The 19,866-nt window shown below is 69.0% G+C and carries 16 protein-coding genes; 8 read left to right on the forward strand and 8 right to left on the reverse strand.

The annotated features are described in order from the left end of the window. Positions 1 to 45: 45 nt before the first annotated feature. Genes LC066_RS17595 through LC066_RS17605 form a run of 3 tightly spaced genes read right to left on the reverse strand, consistent with a single transcriptional unit; the run spans position 46 to position 3,133 of the window. Positions 46 to 405 carry a hypothetical protein gene (locus LC066_RS17595; RefSeq protein WP_224901757.1) on the reverse strand — a complete coding sequence of 120 codons (360 nt, stop codon included), beginning with the start codon at positions 403 to 405 and terminating at the stop codon, positions 46 to 48. A gap of 25 nt (positions 406 to 430) precedes the next feature. Beyond that, positions 431 to 2,665: a xanthine dehydrogenase family protein molybdopterin-binding subunit gene (locus LC066_RS17600; RefSeq protein ID WP_224901759.1), complete on the reverse strand. Its 2,235-nt coding sequence runs from the start codon at positions 2,663 to 2,665 to the stop codon at positions 431 to 433. A 3-nt stretch (positions 2,666 to 2,668) separates the two neighbouring features. Continuing rightward, a complete protein-coding gene (locus LC066_RS17605) occupies positions 2,669 to 3,133 on the reverse strand; it encodes a (2Fe-2S)-binding protein (RefSeq protein ID WP_224901762.1) in 465 nt (154 codons plus the stop codon). A gap of 227 nt (positions 3,134 to 3,360) precedes the next feature. Between LC066_RS17605 and LC066_RS17610 the strand changes: the two genes are divergently transcribed. The 7 genes from LC066_RS17610 to LC066_RS17640 all read left to right on the forward strand — a co-directional run bounded on the left by LC066_RS17610 (position 3,361) and on the right by LC066_RS17640 (position 11,206). Continuing rightward, positions 3,361 to 4,368, forward strand: a complete 1,008-nt coding sequence (locus tag LC066_RS17610; RefSeq protein WP_224901764.1) for an AraC family transcriptional regulator — start codon at positions 3,361 to 3,363, stop codon at positions 4,366 to 4,368. A gap of 133 nt (positions 4,369 to 4,501) precedes the next feature. Then, the gene (locus LC066_RS17615) at positions 4,502 to 5,188 is read left to right on the forward strand and encodes a Crp/Fnr family transcriptional regulator (RefSeq protein ID WP_222479701.1); all 687 of its coding nucleotides are present in this window, start codon (positions 4,502 to 4,504) and stop codon (positions 5,186 to 5,188) included. 324 nt (positions 5,189 to 5,512) lie between these two features. Next, entirely contained in the window at positions 5,513 to 5,944 is a 432-nt protein-coding gene (locus LC066_RS17620; RefSeq protein ID WP_224901767.1) for a YeeE/YedE family protein, read from the forward strand. A gap of 3 nt (positions 5,945 to 5,947) precedes the next feature. Next, entirely contained in the window at positions 5,948 to 6,391 is a 444-nt protein-coding gene (locus LC066_RS17625) for a DUF6691 family protein (RefSeq protein ID WP_085887662.1), read from the forward strand. Between the two features lie 90 nt (positions 6,392 to 6,481). Next, positions 6,482 to 7,366 (forward strand): MBL fold metallo-hydrolase, encoded by an 885-nt coding sequence (locus LC066_RS17630; protein WP_222479705.1) that lies wholly within the window; start codon positions 6,482 to 6,484, stop codon positions 7,364 to 7,366. Positions 7,367 to 7,565: 199 nt separating this feature from the next. Next, positions 7,566 to 9,245, forward strand: a complete 1,680-nt coding sequence (locus LC066_RS17635) for a bifunctional protein tyrosine phosphatase family protein/NAD(P)/FAD-dependent oxidoreductase (protein WP_224901770.1) — start codon at positions 7,566 to 7,568, stop codon at positions 9,243 to 9,245. Between the two features lie 212 nt (positions 9,246 to 9,457). Continuing rightward, positions 9,458 to 11,206, forward strand: coding sequence for a SulP family inorganic anion transporter (locus LC066_RS17640; protein ID WP_224901774.1), 1,749 nt, complete (start codon positions 9,458 to 9,460; stop codon positions 11,204 to 11,206). A gap of 40 nt (positions 11,207 to 11,246) precedes the next feature. On the opposite strand, the gene LC066_RS17645 is transcribed toward LC066_RS17640, so the two are convergent. The 5 genes from LC066_RS17645 to LC066_RS17665 form a co-directional block, all read right to left on the reverse strand. Beyond that, positions 11,247 to 13,472: an ATP-binding protein gene (locus LC066_RS17645; protein ID WP_224901777.1), complete on the reverse strand. Its 2,226-nt coding sequence runs from the start codon at positions 13,470 to 13,472 to the stop codon at positions 11,247 to 11,249. A 118-nt stretch (positions 13,473 to 13,590) separates the two neighbouring features. Continuing rightward, the gene (locus tag LC066_RS17650) at positions 13,591 to 14,418 is read right to left on the reverse strand and encodes a heme ABC transporter ATP-binding protein (protein WP_224901780.1); all 828 of its coding nucleotides are present in this window, start codon (positions 14,416 to 14,418) and stop codon (positions 13,591 to 13,593) included. Continuing rightward, a complete protein-coding gene (locus tag LC066_RS17655) occupies positions 14,415 to 15,521 on the reverse strand; it encodes a FecCD family ABC transporter permease (RefSeq protein WP_222479850.1) in 1,107 nt (368 codons plus the stop codon). The genes LC066_RS17650 and LC066_RS17655 overlap by 4 nt, the downstream gene beginning before the upstream one ends. 12 nt (positions 15,522 to 15,533) lie before the next feature. Continuing rightward, entirely contained in the window at positions 15,534 to 16,448 is a 915-nt protein-coding gene (locus LC066_RS17660; protein WP_224901783.1) for a heme/hemin ABC transporter substrate-binding protein, read from the reverse strand. After that, positions 16,445 to 17,533 carry a hemin-degrading factor gene (locus LC066_RS17665; RefSeq protein ID WP_224901785.1) on the reverse strand — a complete coding sequence of 363 codons (1,089 nt, stop codon included), beginning with the start codon at positions 17,531 to 17,533 and terminating at the stop codon, positions 16,445 to 16,447. The genes LC066_RS17660 and LC066_RS17665 overlap by 4 nt, the downstream gene beginning before the upstream one ends. A gap of 213 nt (positions 17,534 to 17,746) precedes the next feature. Between LC066_RS17665 and LC066_RS17670 the strand changes: the two genes are divergently transcribed. Next, positions 17,747 to 19,744, forward strand: coding sequence for a TonB-dependent receptor plug domain-containing protein (locus tag LC066_RS17670; protein WP_224901788.1), 1,998 nt, complete (start codon positions 17,747 to 17,749; stop codon positions 19,742 to 19,744). Positions 19,745 to 19,866: the final 122 nt, after the last annotated feature.

The raw sequence follows: 19,866 nt of genomic DNA on the forward strand, positions 1-19,866 counted from the left end.
TTTCATGTCCGGGTTCACGTCTTGCGCCGCCGCTTGCGGAGCGCGTCAGACCTTGCGGATCGCGCCGCGGTAGCGCCACAGGTGCACGCCCAGGGTCACCGAGCCCAGCCACAGCACGGCGGCGATCATCACGAAGACCGCGGCATCGAGACTGCGCATCGGGATGCCGTGGCCCAGGGCAGCCAGGCCGGCGCCCAGCCCGGCAAAGAAGCCAAGCCAGGCCAGCACCCGCAGGCGCCGCAGCAGGGCCGTGGCCAGCACGCCCCAGAACACCGCCGCCAGCAGCATGGACCACAGGTATTCAGCCAGGCTCAGCGCGATGACCGCCAGGTGCAGAAGCGTCGCGACGTAGAAACACATCGCGGCGAGGAAGAAGCCGTCACTGGCGCTGCTGGCTCGGATCATCTGCGGTCTCCTGTCTCGTCCCGGCTCAGGCGAAATCGATGAAGTTGGCGAATGGCATCTCGCGCAGGCGCTGCCCGGTGGCGGCGAAGATGGCATTGGCCAGGGCCGGTGCGGCCGGGGGCACCGGCGGTTCGCCGATGCCGCGCACCTCCGCGCCGGTCTCCAATCCGCGCACGAAGATTTCGGGCGCCTGGGGCATGCGCAGGCCGGCGTGGGCATAGTAGTTCGTCGGCTCGGCGATGCCATCGGCATAGGTCACCTCGCAGTTCACCGCGTGGCCCAGCCCCCAGATCACGCCGCCCTGCACCAGGTTCTCGAAGTTCACCGGGTCCAGCACCCGGCCCACGTCGGCGGCCACCCAGACCTTGGCGATGCGCAGCCCGGCGTCGGTCTGGTGCACCTCGACCACCTCGGCCACCGGCGTGCCGAAGGACAGCACCATGGCGACCCCGCGTCCGGTGCCTTCGGGCAGGGGGCTGCCCCAGTCGGACATTTCCCCCACGGCCTCCAGGCAGGCACGGGCCGGGGCGTAGTCGCACAGGCGCAGACGTTCGGCCAAGGGGTCGGCGCCCGCCTCGTGGATCAGCTCGTCCAGCGCACTTTCGGCGAAGAACCCGGCAGTGGAGGCGCCGACCGACCGCCAGGAACTGACCGGTGCCAGATCCGCCACCGCGTGGCCCGCGACCCGAAGGGCGGGCAGGGCATAGGGCATCGACCAGGCGCCGGCGACGGTCTGGCTGTCGGCCCCGGCGGAGGCAAATCCGATCCGGCCCATCTGCGAGGCGGTGACCGAGGGCGCGGCGATCGCCAGGTCCAGCGCCTGCACCTGGCCGTCCGCCACCTGTCCGCTGGCGCGGGCCATGGCGATCTGGCGGGGGAAGTCATGGGCCATGTCTTCCTCCCGCGTGTAGGTCAGTTTGACGGGCGTGCCGCGCATGGCGGTGCCGATCTCGGCGGCGCGGATGATGTTCTCAAACTCCAGCCGGTGCCCGAAGGAGCCGCCACTGTACTGGTTGTGCAGATGCACAGCCTCGCGCGGCACGCCGGTTATCGCGGCGACCTTCTGTTCGGCCAGCCCGGGGAACTGGCTGGAGACCCAGATGTCACAGCGCGCCTCGGTCACATGGATCAGCGCCGACAGCGGCTCCAGCGGGGCATGGGCGAGATAGGGCGCGCGGTAGTCGCGCGGGGGCATGCCGGGGCGGTCGGGCTGGGCGCCGGTGTCGCGCCAGACCTTCTCCGGCGGCCCCTCCAGCGCGGTGGCCAGCGCCGCCCAGTGATCCGCCTGCTCGGGCAGGAAGGGGGCGGGGCCCCAGTCGCAGACCAGCGCCTCGGCCCCCTTGAAGGCGGTCCAGGTGCTGTCGGCCACCACCGCCAGCCCGTTGGAGACCGGCAGGACGCGGGACACCCCCGGCACCGCCAGCGCCGCGCTGTCGTCATGGGACAGCACATCGCCGCCCGGACGCGGGTTCAGCTTCACCGTGGCATGGACCATGCCCTCGCGCGTCAGGTCGATGCCATAGTCCAGCGTGCCGGTGGATTTCGCCAGGATGTCCAGCCGCTGCATCGGGCGGCCCAGCAGGCGCCATTGCGAGGGGGCCCGCAGGGCGATCTCACGCGGTGGCAACTCCCGCGCGGCGGCCTCGGCCAGTTCGGCGTAGGGCAGGGCGCGACCGTCGGGCAAAATCACCGTGCCGCGTTCGGTGCGCAGGTCGGTCATCGCCAGGTTCTCGCGGTAGGCGGCGGCGGCCTTCAGCATCTCGCGGGCCATGGCGCCGGCCTCGCGCAGCTTCACGTAGCTGTCGGGGGTCGAGCTGGATCCCCCGGTGCCCTGCAGGCCAAGCGCCCCCATCAGGCGTGCGGAGGCCGCGCGGGCGATGGTGGCCACGGTCCCCTGGTCCTGTGACATGAAGGGCAGGCCCTCGGCCGCCAGGGCGCGGTTGGCATAGGCGGGCGCAGCGGGGCCGGGCTCCACCGTGACCTCCGGCTGGTCCAGGTCCACGTCCAGCTCCTCGGCGATCAGGGCGGCCTGCAGGTGGCGGATGCCCTGGCCCAGGTCGGTATGCGGCGCCATCAGGGTGATGCCCGCCTCCGAGATCAGGATCCACGGGTTGAAGGTGACCGCCCCCTCGGGCAGGTCCTCCTCCAGCGGGTTCGGCCAGTCGCGGTTCAGCGCGTAGATCCCCACGGCCAGCCCGCCGGTGACGGCCAGCGAACCGACGATGACCGCGCGGCGGGTCAGGCGGGTGGCTTTCGACATGGCTCAGCCCTCCAGCTTGGCGGCGGCGGCGTGGATCGCGGCGCGGATGCGGGGGTAGGTGCCGCAGCGGCAGAGGTTGCCCTCCATCGCCGCGTCGATCTCGGCGTCGCTGGGCGCGGGAGTCTCGGCCAGCAGGGCGGCGGCCTGCATGATCTGCCCCGACTGGCAGTAGCCGCATTGCGCCACCTGCTGCTCCACCCAGGCTTCCTGTACCGCGTGCAGGGCCTCGGGGCGGCCCAGCCCCTCGATCGTCACGACCTCGCGGCCTGCCACCTCCTCCGCCCAGACCTGGCAGGATCGCACGGCCTCTCCGTCCATATGCACCGTGCAGGCCCCGCAGAGCGCGGCCCCGCAGCCGTACTTCGTGCCGGTCAGCCCCAGCACATCGCGCAACACCCACAGCAGCGGCATGTCCGCTGCCACCTCGACCTCCTGCGGGGTGCCGTTGACCGTGAAGCCTATCTTCATTCCTTCGCCCTCGCTGACGGCGCCGGCCCAGGTGGCCGGTGCGCCTCCGAGCCTGTCCTTGGACCCAGCCTAACGTGTTTCCCGCCTGCGTTGTGCGTTTTTTCATCTGCCGATCCCGCCAATCCGCTATCGAAGCACGCCAGCACGCGCGCGGCCTCTGGCCGGGCTGGCTGATACACGGCAGGATTGCAGGGACACCGACGCCGGCCATCAGGGAGAGGTACGCCATGAGTCACGGTCGCAAATATCCGGTCCGCGCGACGATCCGCCAGGTTGCCGCCCTGTTGCAGCTGTCGGTGCCGCGGATCCTGGCGCGGGCCGGGCTGGATGCGGCCTTCTTCGAGGGAGCGGAGGTGCCGGTCGACGGCGCGACCCTCTTCGCGCTGTGGCGGGCGATCGAGGCGGAGGTGCCGGGCACGGAAACGCTGCTGCTGGCTGCGCGGGAGGCCGCAAAGGGACCGTTCACCCCGTCACTGTTTGCCTTCTCCTGTTCGCCCGACATTGCCACGGGGATCGAGCGGGTCGCGGTGTTCAAGCCCTTGATGGGGCCGTTCCGGATGGAAACCCGGCTGGCCTCGGGGCGCTACACGATCACCTGCGAGACCGCCGATCCGAGAGAGCCGCTGCCGGACCTGCTGGCGGCGGTGGAGGCGGTTTTCCTGCTGGCCTGTGCGCGCACCTTCTCGGGCCAGCCGATCCGCCCGCTGGACCTGGTGCTGCCGGCGCCGGAAATGGTGACGCCCCACGTCGCCGCCGACATCGGCTGCGTGCCGCGCCCCGGCCCGGTGATGACCCTGGTGCTGTCGGAGACGGACGCGCGCCTGCCACTGATTTCCGAGGACACGGCCTTTGCCGCGGTGGTGGAACGAGAGCTGCACAGCCGCCTGGCCGCCAGCGACGCGGCCGCCCGTGGCGCCACGACGACACAGCGGCTGGCGCGGGTGCTGGAGGATCTGCTGCCGGCGGGGCAGGTCTCCGTCGCGGCGGCTGCCGAACGGTTGGGCCTGTCGGATCGCTCGCTGCAGCGTCGCCTGCAGGCGGAAGAGACCTCGTTCCAGGCCGAACTGGACCGCGTGCGCGCCCGGCTGGCGCGGCTCTACCTGGCGCGCGGGGACCTCAGCACCGAGGAGATCTCGCACCTGCTGGCCTATCGCGATCCCAATTCCTTCTACCGCGCGTTCCACGCCTGGACCGGCATGACCCCGTCCCAGGCCCGCGCGGCGCAGCCGGCCTGATCAGGGCCGCCCGCCACGGCGGCGCAGCGGCGTTTTCGCGCAGGGACCTCGGGCGGGCGGGGGTATAGGCGCTGGAAAAGACGGCCCTCAGATGCCACTTTGGCCTGGGCGGAACGAGACGGGATCTGTGCGGATGACAGTGGCCACCACAACCGAGAACTGGATCGACAACTTTGAAGGGCTGGGCAAGCTGCCGGCCGAGTTGAAGGAGGAGCTGGTCGCAGGCAGCAAGATCGTCGAGATGCCCGCCGGCGCCCAGGTCTTTGCTCCCGGGCAGTCGGCGGACAACCTGCTGCTGCTGCTGAAAGGCACGGTGCGGGTGCAGCAGAAATCCGAAACCGGGCGTGAGGTGTTCCTCTATCGTGTCCACGCCGGGGACAGCTGCGTGCTGACCACCGCCTGCATGCTGGCTTTCGAGGATTACGCCGCCGACGGCATCGCCGAGACCGACATCCGAGCGGTGGCCATCCCGCGCCGCACCTTCGACGACCTGGTGGCGCGCTCGCCGATTTTCCGCTCCTTCGTGTTCAAGGCCTATTCCCGGCGGCTGACCGATCTGTTCACGCTGATCGACGACATCGTCTTCCAGCGGATGGACGTGCGCCTGGCCGCCCGGCTGTTGGAGCTGGCCGACGACAAGGGTGTCGTCCACGCTACCCATCAGGTTCTGGGCAACGAGCTGGGCACGGCGCGCGAGGTGATCTCGCGCACCTTGGCGGAGTTCCAGCGTCGTGGTTGGGTCGAACTGGCCCGTGGCGAGGTGCGCCTGACCGGCCGTTCGGGCCTCGAACGCCTGGCCCGCGCCTCCACGGCGGCCTGAGCCGGGGATACAATTCGACGCCGGTAGAGATGCGGCCCCGGACCACGAGCGACTCGCCCTGGCCGGCCCGGTCCTGTCTTTCAAGGGGCGTGGCGCGGCTCCCCGAGAAAATTCGCATCTTAAAAAATCATTTAAATCAAAGTCCTGTATGCGGATGCGTGCAGTTTTTCCGAGTTCTGTGACCTAGTCACGGAAGTCGGCAACCCTCCTGTGGCATATACTTTCCTGTCCTTCAGACGGACGCCCTCAGATGACCCGCAAGACCCCGCAGGAGATCCCCATGACCCGTTCCTCCGCTGCCCTCCGCTTCCCGGAGGTGCGCCAATGATCACTGAATTCACCCCCCTCACCTCCGCCTTCGGCGGGGCGCTCGTGGGCCTTTCCGCCGTCCTGCTGATGGCGCTGCATGGCCGTATCCTGGGCGCCACGGGCATCGTCGGCGGGCTGATGCGGTTCGACAATGCCTCCGACTGGGCGCTGCGTGCGGCGCTTCTGCTGGGCATGCTGGCCGCGCCTACGGCGCTGCTGCTGGTGACCGGCACCGGCCCGACCATCGACATCCCCGTGTCGACCCCGGCCATCCTGCTCAGCGGCGTGATCGTGGGCTTCGGCACCTTCTTCGGGGGCGGTTGCACCTCGGGCCACGGGATCTGCGGCAACGCTCGCTTCTCCCGCCGCTCGATCACCGCGACGATCAGCTTCATGATCGGCGCCTTCGTCACCGTCTTCGTCATTCGCCACGTCATCGGAGTCTGAGCCATGAAACTGCTGACTGCCTTCCTCATCGGCCTGATCTTCGGCACGGGCATCCTGATCGCCGGCATGGGCAACCCCGCCAAGGTGTTGAACTTCTTCGACATCGCGGGCACTTGGGATCCGTCGCTGATCTTCGTCATGGGCGGCGCCCTGGCGGTGACCATCCCCGGCTACCTGCTGGTGCTGGGCCGCCCGAAGCCCCTGTTCGAAAACGGTTTCCAACTGCCCGCGACGAAGCTGATCGACAAGCGCCTGGTCCTCGGCTCGCTGACCTTCGGCGTCGGCTGGGGCATCGCCGGCTTCTGCCCGGGTGGCGCTCTGCCCGCCATGGGCACCGGCCGGACCGAGGTCCTGCTGTTCGGCGTCGCCCTCATCGCGGGCCTGCTGCTGGCCCGCCTTCTGAACCGGGCGATCACCCGCCCCGCCGGGGCGGCGCGCACCGCCTGACCCATCGGGGCCGCCTGCATCAGGCTGGCGTCCCCCCACGTTTTCCGGCGCTCTGACCGCCGTGCATCGACCGGAAGAAAGGAGACTTCCATGTCCTATACGACCCACCCCGAGGTGAAACCCGAGGTCACCGGCTTCTTCGATGAAGCGACCAACACCATTTCCTACGTGGTGAAGGACCCGGCCTCCAATTCCGTCGCCATCGTCGATTCCGTCATGGACATCGACTATGCCGCCGGCCGCATTTCCTACCATGCCGCGGATGAGCTGATCGGCTTCGTCAAGGGCAATGGCTACAAGCTGGAATGGCTGATCGAGACCCACGTCCACGCCGACCACCTCTCTGCCGCGCCCTACATCCAGTCGAAACTGGGCGGCAAGCTGGGCATCGGCCGCAACATCACCGTGGTGCAGGAGACCTTCGGCAAGGTCTTCAACGAAGGCACCGAGTTCCAGCGCGACGGCTCGCAGTTCGATCGTCTGTTTGACGACGGCGATACCTACAAGATCGGCGAGCTGGAATGCCTGGCCATCCACACCCCCGGCCACACGCCGGCCTGCATGACCCATGTGATGGGCGACGCAGCCTTCGTCGGGGACACGCTCTTCATGCCCGATGGCGGCTCGGCCCGGGCCGACTTCCCCGGGGGCGATGCCGGTGTGCTCTACGACAGCATCCAGAAGGTGCTGGCCCTGCCGGACGAGACGCGCCTCTTCATGTGCCACGACTACGGCCCCAACGGTCGCGAGATCAAATGGGAAACCACCGTGGCCGAGGAGAAGGCCCACAACATTCACGTGGGCGGCGGCAAGACGAAGGAGGAATTCGTCAAGTTCCGCACCGAGCGTGACGCGCAGCTGGACATGCCGCGCCTGATCATCCCCTCGCTGCAGGTGAACATGCGCGCCGGGGAACTGCCGCCGAAGGACGATGACGGCAAGACCTTCCTCAAGGTGCCGATCAACGCTCTCTGATCGCAGATTGCGCGCGCCGGTTGCGGCGCGCGCAGCATCCCCCGTCCGCCGGCACGACCGGCCGGGGTATCTCCGCCAGGGGGAGGGGCGCCTGCTCTTCACCTTGGTCGAAATACTCCGGGGGAGTCGCGGCCTGCCGCGACGGGGGCAGAGCCCCCCGGACCCCGCAACCTCTGCACCGCCCTCAGGAGGAGACACCATGGACATTCGCAAGATCGACGACGGGCTGTCCGTCAGTCCCCAGATCCAGCCAGATGAGCTGGCCGCCGCCAAGGCTGCCGGGTTCAAGTCCGTCATCTGCAACCGCCCCGACGGGGAGGCCGCCGATCAGCCCAGCCAGGAGGAGATGGCCCGAGCCGCGGCGGAACAGAGGATGGAATTCCGCTATCTGCCCGTCACCCCCGGCGTGGTGACGGAGGAGACCGCCACGGCCTTCCGTGCCGCGCTGACCGAACTGCCCGGACCGACGCTGGCCTATTGCCGGTCCGGCACGCGCAGCTCGACCCTCTGGGCCCTCGGCCAGGCGACCGAACGCCCTGTGTCGGAGATCCTCGGCATGGCCAAGGCGGCGGGCTATGACCTGAACGGTGTGGCGCGGCGCATCGCCAATGGCGGCAGGACCCCGACCGATCAGGCCGATGCCAGCTACCATGTGGTGATCGTGGGCGCGGGCGCAGGCGGCATCTCCGTCGCCGCCTCGCTGAAATCGCGCGAGCCGGACCTGGAGATCGCGATCATCGACCCGGCCGACATCCACTACTACCAGCCCGGCTGGACCATGGTCGGCGGCGGCATCTTCGAGCCGCAGAAGACCGCCCGCACCATGGGCAGCGTGATCCCGCGCGGGGTCACCTGGATCAAGGCCGCCGTCGCGGCGTTCGAGCCCGAGGCCAATGCTGTCATCCTCGACGGCTGCCGGGTGGTGAAATACGACCGCCTGGTGGTCTGCCCGGGGCTGAAGCTTGACTGGGAGGCGATCCCGGGCCTGGAAGAGACGCTGGGCCGTAATGGTGTCACCTCCAACTATCGTTACGACCTGGCGCCTTACACCTGGGAATTGGTGCAGGGCATGGAGGCGGGCCGGGCGCTGTTCACCCAGCCGCCGATGCCGATCAAATGCGCCGGCGCCCCGCAGAAGGCGATGTATCTGTCGGGCGACCACTGGTTCCGCCAGGGCCGGCTGAAGGACATCGACATCCAGTTCATGAATGCCGGCGGCGTTCTCTTCGGGGTGAAGGATTACGTCCCCGCGCTGGAGCAATACGTGAAGAAATACGGCGCCACGCTGAACTTCTTCCATAACCTCGTGGCCATCGACGGCCCGGCGAAACAGGCGACCTTCGAGGTGAAGGCGCCCGACACCGAGGCCGAAAGGGTGACGGTCGATTTCGACATGATCCACGTCGTGCCGCCGCAGGTGGCGCCCGATTTCATCCGTGTCTCGCCGCTGGCGGATGCGGCGGGCTGGGTCGATGTCGATCAGGTCACCCTGCAGCACAAGAGCTTTGCCAATGTCTGGTCTCTGGGCGACGTGATGAACGCGCCCAATGCCAAGACGGCGGCGGCGGCGCGTATGCAGGCGCCGGTGGTGGCCGAGAACATCGTGGCCGATCTGAAGGGGCAGGGCCCCCGCGCGGCCTACGACGGCTACGGCTCCTGCCCGCTGACGGTGGAGCGCGGCAAGATCGTGCTGGCCGAATTCGGCTACGGCGGGGTGCTGAAACCCTCCTTCCCGAAGATCCTGCTGGACGGCACCAAGCCCACGCGCGCCGCCTGGTGGCTGAAGGAACGGATGCTGCCGCCGATTTACTGGAAAGGCATGCTGCGCGGCCATGAATGGATGGCCAAGCCTGCCGACGTGACGGTCAAGGCCGACTAGGCCGAGACCTGCCGGGGGTCCCCATCCCGGCGTCCGGGCTTCCCAGGACCCCACCATGGGGCCCGGACATTCTCTCCCCGTTCCGGCCAGCGTCCCGGCCGGAACCACCTCGCGGGCGGGGCCGGGTGTCCCGTCCGCTCTTTGCCCGGTTCCGTTCGGGCAACTGATGCCACCCCGGTGCGGTCCGCGCCGTGCCAGCCCAGGATAGACCCATGTTGCAAAGTCTCCGCCACTATCTTCCCATTCTCGACTGGGGTCGCAGCTATTCCCGCGGCGCGCTGTCCAACGACCTGGTCGCGGCGGTGATCGTGACGATCATGCTGATCCCGCAGTCGCTGGCCTATGCGCTGCTGGCGGGGCTGCCGGCCGAGGCGGGGATCTATGCCTCGATCGTGCCGATCCTGCTCTACACGGTCTTCGGCACCTCGCGGGCGCTGGCCGTGGGGCCGGTCGCGGTGGTCTCGCTGCTGACGGCGGCGGCAATCTCGGAAGTGGCCGAGCAGGGGACCATGGGCTATGCCACCGCCGCGCTGACGCTGGCCTTCCTGTCGGGGGCGATGCTCTTTGCCATGGGCGTGCTGCGCCTGGGCTTCCTGGCGAACTTCCTGTCGCACCCGGTCATCGCGGGTTTCATCACCGCCTCGGGCATCCTGATCGCAGCCTCGCAGCTGCGGCATATCTTCGGCATCACGGCGGGCGGGGATACGTTGGTGGAACTGGTCGAGTCGCTGGTGACGACGCTGGCCAACACCAACCTCTACACCTTGGTCATCGGCGCCGCCGCCACCGCCTTCCTCTTCTGGGTGCGCAAGGGGCTGAAGCCGCTGCTGCGCCGCGCTGGCCTGTCGCCCATGGCGGCTGATTTCGCCGCCAAGGCCGGCCCGGTGGCCGCGGTCGTGGTCACCACGGTCGCCACCTGGGGCCTGGGGCTGGCGGACCGGGGCGTGGCCATCGTGGGGGAGGTGCCGCAATCCCTGCCGCCCTTTACCCTGCCAGATTTCTCGCCCGCGCTGATTGGCCAGCTGGCGGTGCCCGCGCTGCTGATCTCGATCATCGGCTTCGTCGAATCCATCTCGGTCGCCCAGACGCTGGCCGCGAAGAAGGGCCAGCGCATCGACCCGGACCAGGAACTGATCGGCCTGGGCGCGGCAAACCTGGGCGCGGCCTTCACCGGCGGCTACCCGGTCACCGGGGGCTTCTCCCGCTCCGTCGTGAACTATGACGCAGGCGCCGAAACGCCTGCCGCCGGGGCCTTTACCGCCGTGGGCCTGGCGATTGCCGCGGCCTTCCTGACGCCGCTGGTGCATTTCCTGCCCAAAGCCACGCTGGCCGCGACCATCATCGTCGCGGTGTTGGGCCTGGTCGATTTCAAGATCCTGAAGAAGACCTGGGCCTATTCGCGGTCCGACTTCTGGGCCGTGGCCGCCACCATCCTGCTGACCCTGGCCTTCGGGGTGGAAACCGGTGTCTCGGCGGGGGTGCTGATTTCCGTCGTGCTGCACCTGCTGAAGACGTCGAAGCCCCATGTGGCCGAGGTCGGGCTGGTCCCGGGCACGCACCACTTCCGCAACGTGAACCGCCACCAGGTCACCACGGACCCGGCGCTGCTGTCGCTGCGCGTCGATGAAAGCCTCTATTTCGTCAACGCCCGCTTCCTGGAGGATTGCGTGCAGGATCGCATCGCCGAGGACAGCCCGGTGAAGAACGTCGTGCTGATGTGCTCGGCGGTGAACGAGATCGACTTCTCGGCGCTGGAAAGCCTGGAGGCGCTGAACGAGGTGCTGACCTCACGCGGGATCGGCCTGCATCTGTCCGAGGTGAAGGGGCCGGTGATGGACCGGCTGAAGACCTCGCATTTCCTGGACGAGATGAACGGCGAGGTCTTCCTGTCACAATATGACGCCTGGCGGAAGCTGGCCCCCTGCGCGGTGGCCCAGGCCGAGACCCGCGCCGCAGAGTGATCCTGCGCCAAGGGGCGGGCAGGGGGCGGCGGATCCGGCGTCAGGCCGGGTCGGGCCGTCCTGCCATGCTTTCGGTCAGGGTGCGCAGCAGCCGGTCGGGCGGGCAGGGCTTGCGCAGCACCGGCCCGGGCACCGAGGGGCGCATCGTCTCATCGCTTTCATCCCCGACATAGCCGGTCAGGTAGACCACGGGCAGGTCGGGGCGCATCTCGCGCGCTGCCTGCGCCAGGCCGAAGCCGCCCAGTTCCGGCATCATCACGTCGGTCAGCAGCAGGTCCAGGCTCTCTGCGCCGGCTTCCTGCAATCGGGTCAGGGCCACGGCGCCGTTTTCGGCTTCCAGCACCTCGTAGCCGGCGCTGCGCAGGGTTTCGCTCAGCATCAGGCGCAGACCGGACTCGTCCTCGGCCAGGAGCACCCGGCGGGCAGCGGTCCGGGCCGGTGTCTCGGTCCGTGTGGCATCTCGCGGGGCGGGGTCTTGCGGGGTGGGGACATCAACGATGTCGCCTTGCGCGGGGGCGCCCGGCTTGGTGTCCGCGAGCGGCTTCGACGGTGCCTCCGCCGGGCTGGACGGCACCGAGATCGGGCGGGCAACCTTCGGCAGCACGCTGGTCGAGGAGGAGGCCAGGGTTGCCGGTGCGTCCCTGCCCGATAGGTGGTCGGCGGCCAGGCCGTGGCGTCGCGGGTTGATCGGACGGCTGCGGGCGGAGGGCGTCCGGCGCTCTGCCTGGAGGGGGCCGACGGGGCCACCGCGCACTGGCCCACGAGGCGCGGCCGACGTGTTCGGCGTCTCGGCCTCCGCCGCGTCCTGCGCAGGGTCGCGGGGCAGCAGGATCTGCACCACGGTCCCGGCCCCCGGGGCCGCGTCGAGACGCAGATCGCCCCCTGCGCCGCGGGCGAAGGAGAAGGCCGAGGACAGGCCCAGCCCGACGCCCGTGCCGTCGTCACTGGTGGTATAGAAGGGTTCCAGCGCATGCTGGCGGACCTCGGCGGTCATCCCCGGGCCATCATCGCTGACCGACAGTTCCACGTAGCGGCGGGACGGATCGAGCGGCACACCTGCGCTGTCGGCGGCGGCGGCCAGCGTCATGTCAGGGGCGCGGGCGGTGCTGAGGCGGACGGCCTGGGCGCCGGCGCCGCGGGCTTCCACCCGGATCTGCCCGCCCTGGCCAGAGCGTTCGATCGCGGTGCGTGCGTTCAGGATCAGGTTCAGCAGGGCATCGATCAGCAGCCCGGGGTCGCAATGGACCATCAGCCCCGGTTCGGCGGCGTGAAAGTGCAGGTCGATCCCGCTGTCTTCGAGCTGCGGCGCGGCCAGGGCCTCCACCTCCAGGAACAGGGACGCAACGGCCCGGCTTTCGGGGGTGCCGCGGGTCGGGCGCGCGATGCTCAGCAGCCGTCCGGTCAGTTCCTTGCCGCGCGCCACGGCGCGGGTGGCGCTTTGCAGGTAGCGCTGTGCCGCCGGGGGCAGCTCCTGGTCCTGGCTGAGTTCCAGCGCGTAGTAGATCGTGGCCAGCAAGTTGTTCACGTCATGGGCCAGCCCGGCGGTCACCTGCCCCAGGGCGGCCAGCCGGTCGTTCAGCTCCTGCGCGCGGCGGTCGCGGTCGCGCTGCGCCGCGCTGCCGGTCAGGATCATCAGCGCCAGGCTGATCGCCAGCAGCAGGAACAGGCCGCTCAGCAGGATCCGTTCCTGGCTCGCGATGCTCGCCTCGCGCGTCTGCCAACTGGCGATGGCGGCAGTGATCTGCTCTTCCAGCGCAAGCAGGTTCAAGGTCGCATCGTCGTCCGAGATGCGCACCAGCATGTCCACATCCGCAATCGACATGCCCTCATCCGCCGCGGCGCGGGCCAGTTGCAGGCGGTTGTGGTATTCCGCCAGGGTCGCATGCAGCGCCGACATGGGCAGGTCGGTGCCGATGGTGATCCCCAGTTCATGGATCTGCCGTAGGGCCTGCACGGCCTCCTGGTAATCCTCTTCCGCCAGGGCGTAGTAGGCGGGCTCGTTCGGGCGCAGGACAGCGTTCTTGAAATGGTGGATGAAGCCGGAATAGCCGATGGCCCGTTCCAGGCGGTGCAGGGCCGAGGGCAGGTCGCGCGCGGCCTCGCGCTGTGCCCGGTCGCTGTCCTGGGTCAGAAGCCAGAGCGCGGGCACCGCGAGCACCGACAGCACCATCGCCGCCGCCAGGGCGATGCGGACACGCGGCATGCGCAGGGCCGCCACGAGACGCCCACGCCATCCGCCTGCTCCACGCAGCTCTCTCGTCGGCATCGGGCGACCCCTTGACCCGCGTTACGTGCCGCCGACGCTTCTGCGTCAGCGATCCACTGTCGATAGCATGCCGGTCGCGAAAGGGAAGCTGAAACGCACAACCTTGAGGAAAGTTGATCTAACTGCGTAGTTCTAGGTCACTGCTTTCATGAGGAATTTGTGCGGACTGTGGCAAAAGGAACAGCCCGCTGCCGGGGGCGACGCCCATGCGCAGGTCGCAGCCGTAGGCGCGGCTGAGCAGGCTGTCGGTCAGGACCTCCTCCGTCGGGCCGGCGCCGATGCAACGGCCCTGCTGCAGCAGGACGACCTTGCGGGCATACATCGCCGTCAGGTTCAGGTCGTGCATCACCGCGATCACCCCGCCACCGCGGCGGGCGAAATCCGCGGCGATCTCCATCACCTGCAGCTGGTGCGCGATGTCCAGCGCCGAGACGGGTTCGTCCAGGAACAGCCAGCGCGGGCCGTGCGGGCCCACGGGTTCGTCCAACTGCGCCAGCACGCGGGCCAGCTGCACCCGCTGCTGTTCACCGCCCGACAGTTCCTGGTAGAGGCGCCCGCCGTAGTGCGCCAGGTCGACCCGCGCCAGCGCGGCCAGGGCGCGGGCGGCGCCACCGGGGCCCTCGGCGCCCAGGCGGACGACCTCCAGCACGGTGAAGGGAAAGCTCAGCGCGGTCTGCTGGGCCAGGACGGCGCGGCGGCGGGCCAGAACCCAGGGATCGGCATCCACCACGTCCAGCCCGCCCATGCGCACCTGGCCGCCAGGCGCCATCTGGCCCGCGATCTCGCCGGTCAGCACGCGCAGCAGGGTTGTCTTGCCCGACCCGTTGGGACCGACGATGGCGGTCACCTCCCCCGGATCTGCCGTGAAATCCACTTGGTCGAGGATGGTGGTGCGGCGCAGGCGCAGGGTGATGTCGGTGGCGCTCAGGCTTGCAGACAGGGTCACAGGTCCAGCACTCCTCTCTGCCGCAGCAGGATCCACAGGAAGAAGGGGCCGCCCAGGATGGCGGTGACGATGCCGATGGGCAGTTCCGAGGGCGCGATGACCACGCGGCTGATGATGTCCGCCAGCAGAAGCAGCGAGGCCCCCAGCAGGGCCGCATTGGGCAGCAGGTCGCGGTGATCGGGCCCGGAGGCCAGGCGCAGCAGGTGCGGCACCACGATCCCGATGAAGCCGATGCCGCCGGACATGGCGACGGCGGCGCCGGTGGCGGCGGCCACGGCCAGGATCGCCAGGTTCTTCACCCGCTGGATGCGGATCCCGAGGTGATAGGCGGCGGCCTCGCCCAGGGCGAGGGCGTTCAATCCGCGTGCCAGGAAGGGGGCGGCAATCAGCGCCGGCAGGATGATGGCCATGCCCGCTCCCACCTTGGTCCAGGTGGCGCCGGCCAGAGATCCCATGCCCCAGAAGGTGAGGTCGCGCAGCTGGTTGTCATCGGCCAGGTAGACCAGCACGCCCGAGGCCGCGCCGGTCAGCGCGCCCAGGGCGATGCCCGCCAGCAGCATCACCGCGACCGAGGTGCGTCCCGCCCGCGTGGCCACGCGGTAAAGCAGCATGGTGCTGGCCCAGCTCCCGACGAAGGCCGCGACCGGCACGGTGTAGATGCCCAGGGGCACCGCCAGCGCGGCGGGCAGGAGCCCGCCCAGGACGATGGCCGCAATGGCCCCCAGCCCCGCGCCGGCGCTGACGCCGACGATGCCGGGATCGGCCAGCGGGTTGCGGAACAGCCCCTGCATCAGCGCCCCCGAGACGGCCAACGCGGCGCCCACGCCCATGCCCATCAGGGTGCGGGGCAGGCGGATCTGCCACAGCACGATCCGGTCCGACAGGGCCACCTCCTGCCCGCGCAGACCGTCCCAGAGCGCGGCCCAGAGGCTTGTGCCCGCCGCGCCGGTGGCGAGGCTGGCCGCGATGCAGCACAGCAGGACGGCCACCAGAATCAGCCGCAGGCGCCGGGCGCGCTGGCGCCGGTCGCCGGCATGCAGCACCTCGCCGATGTCGGATCGCGCGTGCGACGGGGCGCCGGGGGCGCCCTCCGCGCTGGTCATCGCGGCCATGGCTTAGCCCTCCTCGGCGCTGTCGTCCGTGTCGTGGGACGCGGGCTGTGCCTCGCCCGCGGCGGCGGCGCGCAGGGCGGCGGCCAGGTCGTGCATCGCTTCCGGTGTCCGGATGGAGAAGCCCAGCATGTACATGCCGTCCATGGTGACGAAGGCATTGTCCTGCCCGGCAGGTGTCGCGGCCACCGCCGGGTTTTCCAGCAGGGTGTTGGGGCCGGTGCTGTGATCCGCGCCGCCGCCCGACATGCGCAGGATCACGTCCGGCGCCGCCTGGGTGATCGCCTCGTCGGTCAGGGGCTTGTAGCCCTCGAAGCCGCTGACGGCATTCTCGGCGCCCACCAGGCCGATCATGGCATCCGCCGCCGTGCCGGAGCCTGAGGCCATGACGCGCCCGCCCTGGGCCGACAGCACGAAGAGCACGCGGATCCCGTCGGCGCCGGCCTCGGCCCGGGCCTCCGCCATGCGTTGCCCCAGATCCTCGGCCAGGGCTTCCGCCTCAGCCTCGACACCCAGGGCGTGGCCCACTGTGCGGACCTTGGTCTTCAGCGCCTCGGTGTCGAACCCGTTGGGCACCACGGTGAAGGGCAGGCCGGCGTTTTCCAGCAGCGCCACCGCCTCGGGCGGGCCGGCGCCCTCCTCGGTCAGGATCATGTCGGGGCCGACCGACAGCACGCCTTCGGGCGACAGCTGGCGGATGTAGCCCACGTCAGGCAGCAGTTGTGCCTCTGCCGGAAAGACGGAGGTCGTGTCACGGGCCACCAGGCGGTGTTCCTGTCCCAGGGCGAAGACAATCTCGGTCACCGCGCCGCCGATGGAGACGATACGCTCTGCCGGCTGGGCTGTGGCGGTCAGGGGCAGGGCGGCGGCCATCGGCAGGGCCAGGGCCGCGGCGATCAGGGTGCGGCGCGTCAGGGTCATGCCGGCACCTCATCTGCGCAGCGGGCAATCTCTTCCTCGACCAGCTCCATCCAGGCGGCATTGTGATCCACCTCCGACGTGCGGTGCCCGAAGATCTGGGCGATCAGCCCGCCGCGCGCATCGAAGAAGTCGACCGAGACGGCGGGGCCGCGGCGCGAGGGCTTGTTGGCGACCCAGACCTCGGCGATGTGATCGCCGCGCAGGTGCAGGTTGAAATCATCGTCCAGCACGTTCAGCCAGGGGCCCATTTCCTTGATCGGCCCGATGGGGCCCGACACGATCTGGATGCAGCCGGCGTTGCCGACGAAGATCATCGACGGCGTGCCCGTTTCGGCCAGCCGGTTCAGGATGCGTCCGACCGACGCGGGCTCCAGCTTGCGGGCGTGGGGGGCGCCGACGGTGCGGTAGGCGCCCAGGCGGTTCACGCCGAAGGTCCTGCACATTGCCGGAAACTTGTGCGTGTCGCCCAGCTCGGCCCAGGCGGCGCGCATGGCCTCGGCCTTCTCCGGCGCTTCCTGCGCGGGCTCCACGGTGTCGCGGGGGCCGACGGGCAGGTCCCGGCTCTGGTCCTCCAGCGCCAGCTTGTCACGCAGGGCGACCCAGGGGGCCGGATCGGCACCCTTGGCCAGGTAGATCTTGTGCACCGCGTCGCCGGCGGCATCGAAGACCTGGAAGCTGTGGCGCGGTCCGGCCTTGGTTTCGGCCACCACGGCAAAGCCATAGACCCAGTGGGAGGGGAAGAAGCGCAGGTCGATCCGCCCGTTCAGCACCAGCCCGGCCCGTTCGGACCGGCGATAACCGCCGTAGACGCCGTTGATCTCGCTGACCACGCTTTCGTTGCGGGTCAGGCCCATGACCTCGCCCAGCTCGGGGATCGCGGCCAGCAGGGTGTCCGGATCGGCGTCGATGCGGGTGACACGCTCGCCGTCGACCTGCGCGGCCAGCAGGCTGGCTTCGCCGATCCCGAGGCTTTCTGCCAGGTCGCGCGGACGCAGGGTGCTGTCGGCCAGGGCCTGGCGGATTGTTTCGGGGCTGGGCGGCGTGCCGGTTTCGGCGCGTGCGGGCGCGGCGGCGACTTCTGTCATGCGGTGTCCTCTCGGTGTCCCGGTGGGAAAGGTGAGGGGCTGGCGCATTGGCAACAGGGGCCGGCTGGCGTCTCTCAGGTTAGTTGACAGAATTAATAAGATATCCTAGGCGGCGCAAGAGCTCGTCGGAGGGGAGTCCGACGCAAGCCCGAAAAAAAGATCAGCCAGCCTCTTGGCCAGCCTCCCGTATTCACTCAGCCAAGGGGACACCCCATGCCCGCACGACCCTCCGTGCGCGCGCTGCTTCTGTGCAGTGCCGCGACCACTCTGCTATCCACCCCGCTTCACGCCCAGACCGCCGATACCGGCATCGTCCTGGCGCCGATCACCGTCGACTCGAAACGTGAAGTGCAGACCGATACCGCCAATTCCGTGACCGTCGTCGATCAGGAAGAGATCCGCGACCGCCAGGCCTCCACCGTGGCCGAACTGGTGGAATCCGCCCCCGGCGTCAGCGTCTACGGCGCGCGCACGCCGCTCAGCTCGGGCATCAACATCCGCGGTTACGGGCCCAACGGATCCTACGGCGCCTCCAGCCATATCGGTGTCAGCATCGGCGGCTCCACCAAGGGCGCGGATGAGCTTTACCGCATGGGCACCCAGTTGTTCACCGACCCCGCCCTCTTCCGCGAGGTTGCGGTGACCCGTGGCCTGGCCGGCACGCTGTCGTTCGGCTCCGGCCTCTTCGGTGGCTTGCTGGAAATGGAGCCGATCCAGGCCGCCGACATGACCGGCGGCGAACCCGGGTTCAAGGTCCGCCAGATGCTGGAGTTCTCCTCCAACGACTACTGGGCCTCCTCCACGACCCTGGCCTGGCAGCCGACCGAGAACATCGAGATCCTCGGCAACTATACCTACCGCGAGGTGGACATCATCGAGGACGGGGACGGTGAGCCGATCAACGACGAGGGCTACGAGGAACCGTCCTGGGTGATCAACGGGCGCCTGACCTTCGGTGACAGCGATGAACACCAGGTCGGCGTGCTGCTGCAGCACACCGAGGCCTCGGAAAAGAACGTGCCTTTCAACCAGGTGGGCCAACAGTTCTTCGATTTCATCTTCGGCTATGTCGACCGCGACACCGAAGACGACACCATCGTCCTGTCCTATGACTACGACAGCCCGACCTCGGACCTGATCCACTTCGAGGCAGACCTGTCCTATTCCGAGCTCTACATCGACAACTATGCGCTGGCGCGTCCGGTGCCCGGCAACCTGGCCTTCACCGACACCGGCTACCGGACCCGGACCACCAAGCTGGTGCTGAAGAACACGGCGGAATTCGCCTCCGGCGGCGTGGATCATACGCTGCAGATGGGCGTTGAATACTCGCGTGCCCACCGGACCACCGATGATGTCGTGGAATCTGCGCCCGAGGGCAAGGAAACCGTCGCGGCCCTGTTCCTGTCCGACGAGATGGAGATCGGCCGGCTGACCCTGACCCCGGAACTTCGGATCGAGACCCAGACCATCGACGGCAGCGAGGATCGTTTCACTGCCGGCGGCTACGGCGAGTACGACAACGTCTCCTACAGCGCCGGTATCGGGGCCCTCTACAGCTTCGACAATGGCGTGTCGGTCTTCGGCTCGGCCTATTACGGCGAGGCCCTGCCCATCATCGACGACCTGGATGACGCGGATTACATCGTGCAGGAAGAGAAGGCGACCGAGGTCCAGCTGGGCGTCAGCTACGACGGCTTCGACGTTTTTGCCCCGGGCGATGCGCTGGCGCTGAAGGCCACCGCCTACAACCAGCATTTCTGGGACATGACCTCCTTCCTTGCCAGCAAGGTCGGCGGCGACACCTGGGGTCTGGAACTGGAAGCGGCCTATTCGATGGACAGCGGCTTCTACGTCGACGCCAACGCCAACATGATGCGCTCTCGTTCGCAGTATGACGATGGCACGCGCGGCTGGTCGGACATGGCGCCGGCAGACGAGCTGCGCCTGACCCTCGGGCAGAAGTTCGGCGAGACGCTGGACATGTCGCTGGAAACCGTCTTCGTCGATGACATCGATCGTGGCACCGAGGCGGACGGCTACACGCTCTACAACCTGCGGGCCACCTACAAGCCGCAGATGGGCGGTTTCGACGGCACCGAGGTGCGTTTCGGCGTGGAAAACCTGTCGGATGAAACCTACGGGCCCCGCCTGTCGGCCCGCAACGCTGCCGGCCGCACCTTCAAGGTCACGCTGGCGAAGACCTTCTGATCGCCGCATCATCAGACCACATCGGCCCGAACCGTTCGGGCCAGCCTGGGCCCCGCCATCGCGCGGGGCCCTTTTCGTACAGGGCGGGGGAAGGGGGCCGCACCGGCGTACGACAGAACGGT

This window comes from Pseudooceanicola marinus (genome assembly GCF_020177265.1).
Classification (GTDB): domain Bacteria; phylum Pseudomonadota; class Alphaproteobacteria; order Rhodobacterales; family Rhodobacteraceae; genus Pseudooceanicola; species Pseudooceanicola marinus_A.

Coding starts and splice junctions, on each gene's coding strand:
- LC066_RS17670 (WP_224901788.1), top strand. CDS start 17,747: ATGCCCGCACGACCCTCCGTGCGCGCGCTGCTTCTGTGCAGTGCCGCG.
- LC066_RS17605 (WP_224901762.1), bottom strand. CDS start 3,133: ATGAAGATAGGCTTCACGGTCAACGGCACCCCGCAGGAGGTCGAGGTG.
- LC066_RS17600 (WP_224901759.1), bottom strand. CDS start 2,665: ATGTCGAAAGCCACCCGCCTGACCCGCCGCGCGGTCATCGTCGGTTCG.
- LC066_RS17655 (WP_222479850.1), bottom strand. CDS start 15,521: ATGACCAGCGCGGAGGGCGCCCCCGGCGCCCCGTCGCACGCGCGATCC.
- LC066_RS17620 (WP_224901767.1), top strand. CDS start 5,513: ATGATCACTGAATTCACCCCCCTCACCTCCGCCTTCGGCGGGGCGCTC.
- LC066_RS17660 (WP_224901783.1), bottom strand. CDS start 16,448: ATGACCCTGACGCGCCGCACCCTGATCGCCGCGGCCCTGGCCCTGCCG.
- LC066_RS17645 (WP_224901777.1), bottom strand. CDS start 13,472: ATGCCGACGAGAGAGCTGCGTGGAGCAGGCGGATGGCGTGGGCGTCTC.
- LC066_RS17665 (WP_224901785.1), bottom strand. CDS start 17,533: ATGACAGAAGTCGCCGCCGCGCCCGCACGCGCCGAAACCGGCACGCCG.
- LC066_RS17640 (WP_224901774.1), top strand. CDS start 9,458: ATGTTGCAAAGTCTCCGCCACTATCTTCCCATTCTCGACTGGGGTCGC.
- LC066_RS17625 (WP_085887662.1), top strand. CDS start 5,948: ATGAAACTGCTGACTGCCTTCCTCATCGGCCTGATCTTCGGCACGGGC.
- LC066_RS17595 (WP_224901757.1), bottom strand. CDS start 405: ATGATCCGAGCCAGCAGCGCCAGTGACGGCTTCTTCCTCGCCGCGATG.
- LC066_RS17610 (WP_224901764.1), top strand. CDS start 3,361: ATGAGTCACGGTCGCAAATATCCGGTCCGCGCGACGATCCGCCAGGTT.
- LC066_RS17615 (WP_222479701.1), top strand. CDS start 4,502: ATGACAGTGGCCACCACAACCGAGAACTGGATCGACAACTTTGAAGGG.
- LC066_RS17635 (WP_224901770.1), top strand. CDS start 7,566: ATGGACATTCGCAAGATCGACGACGGGCTGTCCGTCAGTCCCCAGATC.
- LC066_RS17630 (WP_222479705.1), top strand. CDS start 6,482: ATGTCCTATACGACCCACCCCGAGGTGAAACCCGAGGTCACCGGCTTC.